Annotated in this window: 10 protein-coding genes and 1 pseudogene; 5 read left to right on the forward strand and 6 right to left on the reverse strand. The window is 67.6% G+C overall.

Translation table 11 applies throughout. From position 1 onward, the window contains the following. Window positions 1–827: divalent metal cation transporter (locus I55_RS02370; RefSeq protein WP_044558873.1), on the forward strand; the 827-nt coding region annotated here is incomplete at its 5' end. A 44-nt stretch (window positions 828–871) separates the two neighbouring features. On the opposite strand, the gene I55_RS02375 is transcribed toward I55_RS02370, so the two are convergent. The 4 genes from I55_RS02375 to I55_RS02390 all read right to left on the reverse strand — a co-directional run bounded on the left by I55_RS02375 (window position 872) and on the right by I55_RS02390 (window position 6,903). Continuing rightward, the gene (locus tag I55_RS02375) at window positions 872–3,106 is read right to left on the reverse strand and encodes a tetratricopeptide repeat protein (RefSeq protein WP_049973765.1); all 2,235 of its coding nucleotides are present in this window, start codon (window positions 3,104–3,106) and stop codon (window positions 872–874) included. Window positions 3,107–3,303: 197 nt separating this feature from the next. Beyond that, a complete protein-coding gene (locus tag I55_RS02380) occupies window positions 3,304–4,269 on the reverse strand; it encodes a ribonucleotide-diphosphate reductase subunit beta (RefSeq protein ID WP_044558874.1) in 966 nt (321 codons plus the stop codon). 30 nt (window positions 4,270–4,299) lie between these two features. After that, on the reverse strand, window positions 4,300–4,956 hold the full coding sequence (locus I55_RS02385; RefSeq protein WP_044558875.1) for an EF-hand domain-containing protein: 657 nt from the start codon (window positions 4,954–4,956) through the stop codon (window positions 4,300–4,302). A gap of 105 nt (window positions 4,957–5,061) precedes the next feature. Then, the gene (locus I55_RS02390; protein WP_044558876.1) at window positions 5,062–6,903 is read right to left on the reverse strand and encodes a ribonucleoside-diphosphate reductase subunit alpha; all 1,842 of its coding nucleotides are present in this window, start codon (window positions 6,901–6,903) and stop codon (window positions 5,062–5,064) included. 262 nt (window positions 6,904–7,165) lie between these two features. Here I55_RS02390 and I55_RS02395 point away from each other — a divergent pair, with 262 nt between their 5' ends. Continuing rightward, window positions 7,166–8,551 (forward strand): CRTAC1 family protein, encoded by a 1,386-nt coding sequence (locus tag I55_RS02395; RefSeq protein ID WP_044558878.1) that lies wholly within the window; start codon window positions 7,166–7,168, stop codon window positions 8,549–8,551. A 53-nt stretch (window positions 8,552–8,604) separates the two neighbouring features. On the opposite strand, the gene I55_RS02400 is transcribed toward I55_RS02395, so the two are convergent. Next, entirely contained in the window at window positions 8,605–9,138 is a 534-nt protein-coding gene (locus tag I55_RS02400; RefSeq protein WP_044558879.1) for a hypothetical protein, read from the reverse strand. A gap of 162 nt (window positions 9,139–9,300) precedes the next feature. After that, window positions 9,301–10,116 carry a hypothetical protein gene (locus tag I55_RS02405; protein ID WP_148293539.1) on the reverse strand — a complete coding sequence of 272 codons (816 nt, stop codon included), beginning with the start codon at window positions 10,114–10,116 and terminating at the stop codon, window positions 9,301–9,303. 121 nt (window positions 10,117–10,237) lie between these two features. On the opposite strand from I55_RS02405, the pseudogene I55_RS39270 reads away from it, so the two are divergent. The 3 genes and pseudogenes from I55_RS39270 to I55_RS02415 form a co-directional block, all read left to right on the forward strand. Beyond that, window positions 10,238–10,531: pseudogene (locus I55_RS39270) on the forward strand (dipeptide epimerase); the annotation flags it as partial. Window positions 10,532–10,829: 298 nt separating this feature from the next. Then, a complete protein-coding gene (locus tag I55_RS39275) occupies window positions 10,830–11,240 on the forward strand; it encodes an enolase C-terminal domain-like protein (protein ID WP_307718691.1) in 411 nt (136 codons plus the stop codon). Between the two features lie 174 nt (window positions 11,241–11,414). Then, a partial coding sequence (locus I55_RS02415; protein WP_148293540.1) for a HAMP domain-containing sensor histidine kinase occupies window positions 11,415–12,923 on the forward strand: 1,509 nt, incomplete at its 3' end.

Consider the following 12,923-nt stretch of genomic DNA (forward strand, 5'->3'; position numbering starts at 1 on the left):
CGGGGCGGCGCCGGCTGGAAGCCTTCATCCTGGGCCTGATCACCCTGATCGGCCTCTGCTTCCTGGCGGAGGTGGCGTTAAGCCGGCCGGGTGTCATCGCCGTGCTGTCGGGCTTCATCCCCACGGGCGACCTTCTGACCGACCCGGCCAAGCTGTACGTGGCGGTGGGCATCCTGGGTGCCACCGTCATGCCCCACAACCTGTACCTCCATTCCGCCGTGGTCCGCACCCGCGCCTTCATCCGGGACGAGACGGGCCAGCGCGAGGCCATCCGCTATGCCACGCTGGACAGCACGGTGGCGCTGTTCATCGCCTTTTTCATCAACGCCGGCATCCTGATCCTGGCGGCGGCGGCCTTCCACGGCCAGGCGCTGGTGGAGGATATCGAGGAGGCCTACCGCCTACTGTCGCCCATGCTGGGCGCGCCGCTAGCCAGCCTGCTGTTCGCCGTGGCCTTGCTGGCCGCCGGCCAGAACTCCACCATCACCGCCACGCTGGCGGGCCAAGTGGTGATGGAGGGTTTCGTCGCCCTGCGGCTGAAGCCGGTATGGCGCCGGCTGGTCACCCGCCTGCTGGCGCTGGTTCCCACCCTGCTGGTCCTGGCTTTTGCCGGCGACAGCGCCGCCACCAGCCTGCTGATCTTCACCCAGGTGGTGCTGAGCCTGCAGCTGCCCTTCGCGGTCATCCCGCTGGTGGCCTTCTGTGGCGACCGCCGCGTCATGGGCAATCTGACGGCGCCGCGCTGGCTGCTGGCCCCCGCCTGGGCGGTCGCCGGCATCATCGTGGCGCTGAACGGTGTGCTGATCGTCCAGACGGTGACGGGCTAAAGCGGGATGCGACCACGCGTGATCGCATCCCGCTCGCAACCTGTTCATGATAGAGCAGCCAACGCCGCCGCGACCTCCGCCATCACGCCATGCCAATCGCCGGCGCGCGTCTGACGGAACAGCCGGGCGCTGGGGTACCAGGGGGTGTCGGTCCGGCCCAGCATCCAGCGCCAATCCGGCGCCGACGGCAGCAGCACCCATACCGGCTTGCCCACCGCCCCCGCCAAATGGGCGACGGAGGTATCGACGGCGATGACCAGGTCCAGGTGCAGGATGGCCGCGGCGGTTTCTGCGTAGTCGCCCAGCCGGCTGGACAGATCCACCACCCGGCCCGGCGGCATGTGGCGTACGTCATCCGCCCGGGGCCCCACCTGCAGGCTGTACCAGCGCACGCCCGGCACCGCCCATAGGGGATCCAAGGCCGACAGGTCATGCACGGAGCGCTGGTGATCGCCCTTATGCTCCGGATTGCCGGCCCAGACCAGGCCAACCCGCAGGCGGGGGTCCGGCCCCCGCTCCGTGGCGAACAGCTGGCGCCAGCCGGCCAGGGCATCGGGCGGGGGGACCATATAGGGGCCGGCCTCCGGCACCGTTTCCAGCGTCGTGCGCATCAGGTGGGGCAGGCTGAGCAGCGGGGCATGAACGTCAAAGCCGTCGGGCAGCGCGTCCCCCACCAGCATGACGTCCACCCCGCGCACGCTGGACACCATGCGCGCCAAAGGCCGGGGCACCCGAAGCAGGATGGCGGCCGGCGGCCCCGACCGCCCTACCCCATCCCACCAGCGCCGGTCGGCGTAGCGGCAGAATTGGATCAGGTCCCCCATGCCCTGCTCGCCATGCAGCATCAGGGTGCGGCCGGTGATGTCCTCCCCCCACCATCGGCGTTCGGGCAGCACCTCCCACGGCTTCAGCTTGTGGCCCTCCTTCAGGCGCCACTCGTATTCCCGCCACCCGTCCAGGAATCGCCCCTCCAGCAGATGGGCCATACCCAGGTTGGTATGGGCGGCGGTGAAGGCCGGCCGGTGGGCCAGTGCCTGCTGGAAGGCAGCCACCGCCTCCGTGACACGTCCCTGGCTCAGCAGCGCCACGCCCAGCATGTTGTGGGTCTCGGCATTGCGCGGGCTATCCCCCAGGCTGCGGATGCAGACCTCCTGCGCCTCCATCTCCCGGTTCAGCCGATGCAAGGAGCCCGCCAGTTGCAGCGCGGCGGTTTCATGGTCCGGCCGTAAGGCCAGCGCCTGGCGGCACAGGGTGATCGCCTCCTCGGCCCGCTCCTGGCCATGCAGCACACCCGCCAGGCTCACCAGTAGCTCGACGGAGGACGGATCACGGGCGACTGCCGCGCGCGCCATCTCCTCCGCCTCCGCCCATCGCTTCGCGTCCTGCAGGGCGCCGATCAGGCCGACCTGGGCCTCCGCCAGATCGGGGTTGAGGGCAAGGGCCCGGCGGCAGGCCTCGACGGCGGCCTCGGTCTGTTCCAGGCTACGCAAGGCCGCGCCGAGGCAGGCATGGGCCAACGCCATGTCCGGCGCCACGGCCAAGCCGCGCCGCGCCGCCGTCTCCGCCGCCGCCGACTGGCCGTCCGCTTGAAGGATCATGCTGAGGTTGCACCAGTGCCCCGCCTCGCCAGGCTGGAGGTCGGTGGCGCGACGATAGGCGGCGATGGCGTCTTCCGTCCGTCCCAGGGCCCGCAGGGCGTTGCCCAGGTTGCCTTGGGCGTCGGCGTAGCCGGGCCAGAGGCTCAGCGCCTGGCTGTAGGCGTCGGCCGCCGCCTGCCAGCGTTCGGCGCCGAAATGGGCGTTTCCCGTCCCGTTCAGGGCGATGGCGTCGTCGCGGGCCTTGGCCTCGGCCCGCACCCGCTGCAGCCCCTGTGCCGCCGCCGCCAGTTCCGGGTGCAGCGCCAACGCCCGGCGGTAGGCCGCCGCCGCCTCGGGCAACTGATCCAGGTCGAACAGGACATTGCCCAGGTTGACCTGAAGCTGGGCATTGGCCGGAAGTAGGTCCGCCGCCCGGCGATGGCTGTCAGCGGCCTCGGCCAACCTGCCCAAGCGGCGCAATGCCACACCCTGGTTGTTCAGCGCCGGGGCATGGTCGCCGTCCAGGGCAAGAGCCTGCCCGAACGCGGCGGCCGCCTCGTCGACCTGGCCCAGTTGCAGCAACGCCACGCCCAGGTCGGCCCAGACCGTCACCGCCCCCGGCTCCGAGGCGGCCCTCTGTCGGTAATGGGCCACAGCCGCCGCCCAGTCACCGTCCAGCATCATCTTCCGGCCGTCGCTCACGCCCCGCCCCGCTCTGCTTTCCGCGTCGTACCTTAGAGCGGGATGCGATCACTTGTGATCGCATCCCGCTCTTAACCTGTCCATGATAGAGCGGATTTACACGATCAGGTGATTCCACCTGATCGCGTTCCGCTCTAAAACGAAAAGGCGCCGATGTTCACCACCGGCGCCTTCGCATCAGCACGAGAGGCCAACGATCAGTCGAACGCCTCATCCCAGCTGCCGCCGGTGGCGGCCTTGCTATATTCCGTGGCGCGGTTCTCGAAGAAATTGGCGTGCTCCACCCCGTTCAGCATGACGTCCATCCACGGCAGCGGGTTCTTTTCCACGCGGTAGATGGGCTGCAGTTCCAGCTGCACCAGGCGGCGGTCGGCGATCCAGCGGATGTACTGCTTCACGTCTTCGGCCGTCAGACCCTGCACGCCGCCCATCTCGAACGCCAGGTCGATGAAGGCATCCTCATGCGCCACGATGGTGGAGCAGGCGACATAGAGGTCCTTCTGGAACGCCTCCGTCCAGATGTCCGGGTTCTCGGCGACAAAGGTGCGGAACAGGCGGATGGCGGACTGGGTGTGCAGCGTCTCATCGCGCACCGACCAGGTCACGATCTGCCCCATGCCCTTCATCTTGTTGAAGCGCGGGAAATTCATGAGGATGGCGAAGGAGGCGAACAGCTGCAGGCCTTCGGTGAAGGCGCCGAACACGGCCAGCGTCTTGGCGATGTTGGCCGGGCTGTCGACCGTGAATTCCTGCATGTAGTCGTACTTGTCCTTCATCTCCTTGTAGTGGAGGAAGGCGGAGTATTCGACCTCGGGCATGCCGATGGTATCCAGCAGGTGGCTGTAGGCCGCGATGTGGATGGTTTCGATGTTGGAGAAGGCCGAGAGCATCATCTGCACCTCGGTCGGCTGGAACACCTGCGCATACTTCTTCATGTAGCAGTTGTTCACCTCGACGTCGGCCTGGGTGAAGAACCGGAAGATCTGGGTCAGCAGGTTGCGCTCGCCATCTGACAGCTTCTGGCGCCAGTCCTTCACGTCGTCGGCCAGCGGCACTTCCTCCGGCATCCAATGCAGACGCTGCTGCGTCAGCCAGGCCTCATAGGCCCACGGGTAGCGAAAGGGCTTGTAGACGGGGTTGGGGGTCAAAAGCTGGCTGGCCACGGGCGGAAATCCGTTGTCTGGAAACGTTGGTCAAAACAGGCCTGAAGACGATTTCGTCAGCGCCTCGAAGGGCGCCATCATCGCCGTCAGGAATTCGTCGACGGTCACCTTGCCGTCATGGTCGGTGTCCCACTTCTCGAACTTGCGCAGCGACTGGGCGCGCAGTTCCTCGCGGGTCACGCGGAAATCGCTGTCGGTATCGGCCGACATCACCGGATCCAGGCCCACCTGCAGGCGCACGCGCGATCCCTGGTAACGCTCGCCCTCCGGCGCGGGCTCCACCGAATCCGGCTGGACCGTGCGGGCCTGCGCGCCCAGCAGGGACGTCACCCTGTGCGGCTGGGCCCGGAAGGGCTGGGTCAGGCGGTACTTCTCCAGTTCGGCCGAGGTGATGCTGCCGTCATGGTCCAGGTCGAACAGGTCGAAGCTGGCGTCCGCGTCGGCGATCATCTCATCCCGGGTCAGGACGCCGTCATGGTTCAGGTCGGCCTGATGAAACCATAGCAGCATGACTGTCTTGTACTGCAGTTGGCTGCCCGATGGCGGCCCCAGGATGCGGCCCGAGGGGCTGACCGGGGCCAGTTGCAGATAGGGATTGACCGGCCCGCCGTCGTGACCGCATCCCGCCAGGCCGAAGCCCAGCGCGCCAGCCAAGGCCACCTTGGCCAGTGCCCTCACAAACCGCATGCGATTTCCCCGCCATATCGATAGGCCGATCGAGGACCAGCCTATCCCAGGACCAATCGATCATCGATCAACCGATCGACTGTCAACCGATCGACCATCAACTGATCACTGGCAGGCCAGGCATTCCTCGTAGTTGTTCACTTCCACGCGCGGCGCGGCCTCGGCTTTCGCTTCCACCTTCTTGGCCACGACGGCGCCGATGTCGGCCTCCGCCCGCTGGATGGACATGGAGCGGAGATAATAAAGGCTCTTCACGCCCTTCTTCCAGGCCTGGAAGTGAATCTGGTGCAGGTCGCGCTTATGCACGTCGGCCGGCAGGAAGATGTTCAGGCTCTGCGACTGGCAAATGAAGGGCGTGCGGTCGGCCGCATGCTCGATCAGCCAGCGCTGGTCCAGCTCGAATGCCGTCTTGAAGACGTCACGCTCCAGGTCGCTCAGGAAGTCCAGGTGCTGGACGGACCCGCCGTTCAGGGTGATGGACGACCAGGTATCCTCGTCATTGCGGCCATATGTCGCCAGCGTCTGTTCCAGATACTTGTTACGCACCGAGAACGACCCCGACAGCGTCTTGTGGTTGAAGGCGTTGGCCGCCGCCGGCTCGATGCCCGGGGAAGCACCGCCGCAGATAATGGAGATGCTGGCGGTCGGCGCGATGGCGATCTTGTTGGAGAAACGCTCCTCCGAGCCATAGTCGGCGGCGTCCGGGCAGGGCCCGCGCTCACGGCCCAGCTTCAGCGACGCCTCGTCGGCCTGGCGCTTGATGTGGGCGAACATGCGCTTGTTCCATACCTTGGCCATCACGCCCTCGATGGGCAGGCCCTGGCTCTGCAGGAAGCTGTGATAGCCCATGACGCCCAAGCCCACCGACCGCTCACGCATGGCGGAATAGCGCGCGCGCTCCATGTCGTCCGGCGCCTTCTCGATGAAGTCCGTCATGACGTTGTCGAGGAAGCGCAGCGTGTCCTCGATGAAGGTGGGGTGGTCCTGCCACTCCAGGAAATATTCCAGGTTCAGCGACGACAGGCAGCAGACGGCCGTGCGCTCGTTGCCCAGCTGGTCCAGGCCGGTGGGCAGCGTGATCTCGCTGCACAGGTTGGACATCTTCACCGACAGGCCGGCCAGCTTGTGATGCTCCGGCATGGCGCGGTTCACATGATCGATGAACAGCAGGTAGGGCTCGCCTGTCTCAATGCGGGCGGTGAGGATGCGGATCCACAAGCTGCGCGCCGAGATGCGACGGATGACGGAGCCATCCTTGGGGCTGGTCAGCGCCCATTCGCCATCCGCCTCGACCGCGCGCATGAAGGCGTCGGGGATGACCACGCCATGGTGCAGGTTCAAGGCCTTGCGGTTCGGGTCGCCGCCGGTGGGGCGGCGCATCTCGATGAATTCCTCGATCTCGGGATGCGAGACCGGCAGGTAGGTGGCGGCGGAGCCACGACGCAAGGACCCCTGGCTGATGGCCAGGGTCAGGCTGTCCATGACGCGGATGAAGGGCACCACGCCGGAGGTCTTGCCGTTGCCGCCGACCTTCTCACCGATGGAGCGCAGATTGCCCCAATAGCTGCCGATGCCGCCACCGCGCGAGGCCAGCCAGACGTTCTCATTCCACAGGTCGACGATGCCCTTCAGGCTGTCGTTGCACTCGTTCAGGAAGCAGCTGATGGGCAGGCCGCGCGAAGTGCCACCGTTGGACAGCACCGGGGTCGCCGGCATGAACCACAGCTTGGAGATATAATCGTACAGGCGCTGGGCATGGGCCGCGTCGTCGGCGTAATAGCTGGCCACACGCGCGAACAGATCCTGGAAGCTTTCACCGGGCAGCAGGTAACGATCGGTCAAGGTGGCCTTGCCGAACGCCGTCAGCAGATCGTCACGGGAATGATCCACAACGACCGCCGGACGGTTAGCAACTTGAATCCTGCCGAAAACGTCTCCGTCCCGCATGACTTATCCCCAGGCTGTGTATGAATTGCGCTGTGGATAACCGAGGACCGGACACCACATCTAGCGGCAACGAGCGCTGATCCTACCAAATCGTGACAGGACGCCAACGGATTTTTTGTACCTCCGAAGGGCATTTTTCCATTGCGTCGGAAAAGCCCAGGCATCCTGCGGCCGGCATGGGTTATCTTGGGGCCCGACCATGGTTAACGGCGGCGCGGCACCTATCCGAAATAGGGCCGCCCAATACCCTGGAGGCAGCCTGATGTTCATCGCGTGCTCCAACCTCATCGTCCCCAACCCCCCTATATCTTGTGCCGGCATCGCCGTGGGGGACATAGATGGTGATGGGCGCTTCGACTTCGTCATCACCTGCGCCGACGCGCCCAACCGGGTGCTGAGCTGGGATGGCGGCGCCCTGGTGGAGCATCCGGCCGGCCCGCTGGCCGACGCCAAGGCCCGCGCGCGGGCGGCCCTGTTCGCCGACATGGACGGCGATGGACGCGAGGAACTCTACATATTGAACGAACCGGGGGCGGCCGGATCCATCCCCACGCCGGACCGCCTGTTCGCCTGCTTCGGCAACCGCTGGGTGGACCTGGCGGCACTGCCGGAGAATTTCGCCGCCGCCAACCGGGCCGCCGGCACGGCGCTGGCCTGCCTGGACCGCCACGGCACCGGCCGCTACAGCATCGTGGTGGGCGGTCAGGGCGTACCGCTGCAACTGTTCGAGCTGGACCGCCGGGGCCGCCTGCACGAGGTGGCGGAGGAGGCGGGCCTGGACATCGAGGCCGACGCCCGCCTGTTGCTGGGCTCCTGCCTCACCGGGTCGCTGCCGGACCTGTTCGTGGGCTGCGCCGCCGGACCCAACCTGTTGTTCCGCAACCTGGGTGGCGGTCAGTATGAGGAGATCGCGGACGCGGTCGGATTGGACGACCCCCATGCCGACGCCAGCGCCGCCACCATCCTGGATGCCGACGGTGACGGGCTGGTGGACCTGCTGCTGGGCAACGCCCAGGGGCCGCAGCGCCTGTTCCAGCACCGCGCCGGTGGCGGCTTCGTCGATGTCACCCCGGAGGAGATGGCCCAGCCCGGCCCGGTGCGCGCCGTCATCGCCGCCGATTTCGACAACGACGGATATGAGGAGCTGTTCTTCAACATGCATGGCCAGCCCAACCGCCTGTTCGCCTGGCGGGAGGACCGCTGGGTATCCATCGACCTGGGCGACGCCGCCGAGCCGGAGGGCCTGGGCACCGCCGCCGTGGTGGCTGACATTGACGGCGATGGCCAGCTGGAGTTGCTGATCGGCCACGGCGACGGTGAGGGCCAGCCCCTGTCCCTGTTCCTGGCCTCCCCCACTGGCAACAACTGGCTACGCGTCCTGCCGTTGACCGCGGGCGGCGCCCCGGCGCGCGGCGCCACCGTCTGCCTGACCGCGGGCGAGCGCCGCCAACTGCGCAGCATCACCGGCGGCTCCGGCGGCCCCTACCAGCGCGAGCCGGTGGCCCATTTCGGCCTGGGCGACCTGACGGTAGCCGACCTACTGGAGATCACCTGGCCCGATGGCGCCACGCTGAAGGTGGAACGGCCCGACCTCTGCCGCCTGATGGTGGTGCACCATCCCAGCTTGGGGCAGCAACCGACGTGCTAGAGGTATCCGGGGGGCCGTCCTGAAAGGGCCGGCCCCCCGCCGCCGATATGAGCTTAGGCCTGGTTGAGCAGGGAGGGGTTGATGCCTTTGGTCTGGGTGGCGACGTCCGCGAAATCGCTCATCAACGACTGCACCGCCTGCATCATGGCATCCATGGCATCGGGGTTGTTCTCGCCATCCGGGCCGCCATGGTGGATCGTGATGGAGGTACCGTCCGGCAGATCCGCATGGAAGGTGTCCAACGTGCGGAACTGCTGCGCGCCAGAGCCATCACCCAACGCCGGGTTGCCTGGCGCTTTGTTCGACGGCTGCGCGCCGTCCTGAGTGTCCACAGCGCTGAGCGTTTTTACCATGTCTTCAAACGAACTCAGCATCTGGGCGCTGAACCCGCTGAAACCACCGCCGATATGGGCGATGCCCACGGAGAAACCGTTGGGCAGACTGACATTTATTGAATCTGACTCGGTATTCCCGCCGCCCAGCAAACCGCTGAATCCGGTGGAGGGGCCCGCGGCCCCCACGGCCGGGCTGTTCGTGCTGGATTGGGTGGGCAAAGGCGGCGAATTGCTAACGGTGCTGACGGTCATCGGCGGTGCACTCCCAAGAAGAAGGTGGGTGCACCAAAGCAACCATCATGCCAATATTTGCAAACCTGTAAACCTGGGCGGTACGGGGAAATTCCCGTAGTAGGCAATTTTTCCCAGGCATTTTCCACCTATGGGAAATACTTTCTAGGCAAAAGCCGCCCATTACGAGGGCGCGACCATCCCTGCCTGGCGGCGGGTGCGGCCCAGCGTCAGGCCGTAGAAACGGGCCAGCATGACGGCGTTGGCGCCCCAGCCCACGCCGTACAAGCCGACGCTGACGGCGTAGCTGGCGGCGATCTCGACCGGGTCGGTCAGGCGGCTGAACAGCAGGGTGATCAGCAGCGGCAGCACCGTGAGCAGGCTGAGCGCGGTCAGGCGCAGCGATAGCCCCCGGGTGGCGGTCCAGCCCTGGCGGAAGGATGCCGCCTCCCCCACCGCGACAGGCACCACCCCCACCATCAGCCGGCCGTAGACGCCGGCCATGATCAGCAGCAACGGCAGGGCGGCGGCCACGGCCAGGCCGTTCACCACCGCCTCCGGCATCTCCATGCCCAGGCTGACCATCACGCTGTTCAGCACCGCCAGCGACGGATACAGGAGGGCCAGCACCGGCAGGGTGGCCACGGCCGCGGCCAGCGACCACCCGAGATAGGCCAGTTCCCGCCGCCCCAGGCTGGGGCTGAGGAAGGCCACGCCGTCATCGGCCAGCAGCACCCAGCGCGCCCACCAAATCTGCATGCGGGCATAGAACCAGTAATGGAACAGCAGGGGCAGCAGGTAGAAGGGCAGGACCTCATCCTCCCACGCCTGCTCCTGAGCGGGGTCCACCGGCCGGGGGTGGGTCAGCGCTATGATGACGTAGAGGACCAGCATCACCAGCGCGGGCATGCCGGCGAAACGCAGGGTGCGCCCCGGGTCGGACAGCACCTCGCGGAACGCGGCCACCGCCTCGTGCCAGATCATCGGCTTGCGCCGCATATCCTCCATAACCGCCCTGTCCTCAAAAACCTCTGCCCCGCCCCCGCACAATGCCGGATCGCGCCGACCGTGACGAAGCGTTATGTTGCCGCGCCTCAACATTCCGATGCCCAAGGCCCCCATGCCCCAGCCCGCCCTGACCGTCCGCGCGGAAACCTTCCCCATCCGCGGCACATTCCGCATCTCCCGCGGGGCCAAGACGGAAGCGCGCGTCGTGACCGCGTCGGTGACGGCGGACGGCCCCCACGGCCCGGTCACCGGCTGGGGCGAGTGCGTGCCCTATGCCCGCTATGGCGAAACGGTGGCGGGCGTAGTGGCGGCGATCGAGGCGCAGGCGCAGGCCGTGGCCGCCGGCCTGGACCGTGCCGCCCTGCAGCGCCTGATGCCGCCGGGTGCCGCGCGCAACGCCCTGGATTGCGCGCTGTGGGACCTGGAGGCCAAGCGCACCGGCACCCCCGTCTGGCGTCTGGCCGGCCTGGCTCAGCCCCCATCCCCACTGGCGACCGCCTACACCCTGTCGGTCGACACGCCTGAGGCGATGGGTGCGGCCGCTAGCGCCGCCGCGCACTATCCCCTGCTGAAGCTGAAGCTGACCGGCGAGGGCGATCTGGAGCGGGTGGCGGCGGTGCGGCGAAGCGCGCCCATGGCTCGGCTGATGGGCGGACGCCACGAAAGGCTGGTCCCTGGATCAGCTGTCCCGTTACGCCCCGGCCCTGCGGGCGCTGGGCGTGGAGTTGCTGGAACAGCCCCTGCCGGCAGGGTGCGATGCCGCGTTGGCCGGCCACGCCTGCCCCATCCNGCTGGGCGCGGACGAGTCGGTGCATGGGCTGGACAGCCTTGACGCCCTGGTCGGCCGCTACCAGGTGGCCAACATCAAGCTGGACAAGACCGGCGGCCTGACGGAGGCGCTGGCCATGAAGGCGGCGTGCGAGGCGGCCGGGCTGAAGGTCATGGTGGGCTGCATGGTGGCGACCTCCCTGTCCATGGCGCCCGCCCACCTGCTGGCTCAGGGGGCCACCTTCGTCGACCTCGACGGCCCGCTGTTGCTGGCCCGCGACCGATCGCCCCGCATCACCTACCAGGGCATCACCGCCAACCCCCCGCCCTCCGCCTTATGGGGATGAGGGAATGGACGGAAATCAGACCCTTGCACCGTCGTCCCTCTCTCTTTAGGCCCTCCATCCGGCGACCTTTCCCTGGGGCCTCCCCCTGGGGGCCTACGCCCAAGGGCGCACTTCGCTTTTGGTCTAAAACAGGATTAACTCGCTTCCAGCCAAGTAAAACGTCTGGTCGAGGTCATGCTGAATCGCATTCTGGGCAGGGAACAAGGGGGGCAGCGGGAAGAATTGACCCGTCTGCGCGCGGAAAACGCTGCCCTGAAGGCGGAGAACGCCTTGCTGAATCGCCTGTCGGCACCCGCCCCCCTGCTGGCCTTCGTCCAGGATTTAGGCCTGCGCTACGTCTGGGCCAAAGGCCCCGTCGCCGCCTTTGGCCCCGGTGTCCTGGGCCTGACCGACCTGGACATCCGCAACGGCCGTGGCAAGAACGCCGAGGGTTTCACCACCCTGCACGCCATCAAGGGCCGCATCCTGGAAACCGGCCGGGGTGAGCGGCATATGTTCCGCCTGGAGATCCCGGGCGAAACGGAAAGCCGGCTGTACGATCTGGTGCTGGAACCCCACCGGGACGCCGACGGCACCATCGCCGGCATCGTCGGCCTGGGGCTGGACATCACGGTGGAAGCGGCACGCCGCGGCGCGGTCGCCCTGGCGGAAGCCCAGGCGGTGCGGTCGGAGGCGGAACGCGCCAACCGGGCCAAGTCCCGCTTCCTGGCCGCCGCCAGCCACGACCTGCGCCAGCCCTTCCAGGCCATGCGCCTGTTCCTGCACCTGCTGGAAACCCGCCTGACCGACGACGGCCAGCGCGACCTGGCCAACAAGCTGACGGAATCGCTGGACGCCACCGAAGACCTGCTGAACGCGCTGGTCCAGATCTCGGCGCTGGAGGCGGCGACCGTCACCCCCACCCCCACCCGCTTCGCGCTATCCCCGGTGCTGGAGCGGCTGGCAGGGGAGTTCCGGCCGCTGGCCGCCGCCAATGGCGTGGCCCTGCGCTGCGTTCCCACCACCGCCCAGGTCAACAGCGACCCGGTGCTGATCGACCGCATGGTACGCAACCTGATCGTCAATGCCGTGCGCCATACCCGCAAGGGCGGCATCCTTATCGGCTGCCGCCGCCGCGGCACGACGGTGCAGTTGCAGGTGTGGGACACCGGCTGCGGCATCCCCGCCGACCAACTGCCCTTCATCTTCGATGAGTTCTATCGGGGCGATACGGCTGCCGGCACGCCCACCGCCCAGGCCAAGGGCGGCCAGAACAAGCGCGACGCCTCCCATGGGCTGGGCTTGGGCCTGGCAATCGTCAGGAAGACAGCCACCCTGCTGGGCCTTACGGTCACCGTCGTCTCCACCCCCAATCGGGGCTCCGGCTTCACCATCACCCTGCCGCTGGCCGAACCGATGCGCCCGCCCGCCCCCCGGCCCGTCCTGGTGACGGAGACGCGGCCGGCGGTGCCCCAGCAGACGGCCCCAGCGCCCGCCGAACCGCCGGCACCGGTGGCGGAGCCCGTGGCTGACAAGCCCGCCGGCGTCCTTGTCGCCCTGCTGGAAGATGATCCGCTGCAGCTGGCGGCGCTGGAGGCCATGGTGGAGGATTGGGGCTGGATGCCCCTGGCCGCCGCCACGCCCGAAGCGCTGTTCGAAGGCTTGGGCAAGGCTGGCGGGCCACCACGCCTGCTCATTTCAGAC

This window comes from Azospirillum sp. B4 (assembly GCF_000333275.1).
Classification (GTDB): domain Bacteria; phylum Pseudomonadota; class Alphaproteobacteria; order Azospirillales; family Azospirillaceae; genus Nitrospirillum.

What these genes read in the sequence shown, in the direction of transcription:
- I55_RS02400 (WP_044558879.1), bottom strand. Translation starts at nt 9,138, where the DNA reads ATGACCGTCAGCACCGTTAGCAATTCGCCGCCTTTGCCCACCCAATCC.
- I55_RS02390 (WP_044558876.1), bottom strand. Translation starts at nt 6,903, where the DNA reads ATGCGGGACGGAGACGTTTTCGGCAGGATTCAAGTTGCTAACCGTCCG.
- I55_RS02385 (WP_044558875.1), bottom strand. Translation starts at nt 4,956, where the DNA reads ATGCGGTTTGTGAGGGCACTGGCCAAGGTGGCCTTGGCTGGCGCGCTG.
- I55_RS02395 (WP_044558878.1), top strand. Translation starts at nt 7,166, where the DNA reads ATGTTCATCGCGTGCTCCAACCTCATCGTCCCCAACCCCCCTATATCT.
- I55_RS02405 (WP_148293539.1), bottom strand. Translation starts at nt 10,116, where the DNA reads ATGCGGCGCAAGCCGATGATCTGGCACGAGGCGGTGGCCGCGTTCCGC.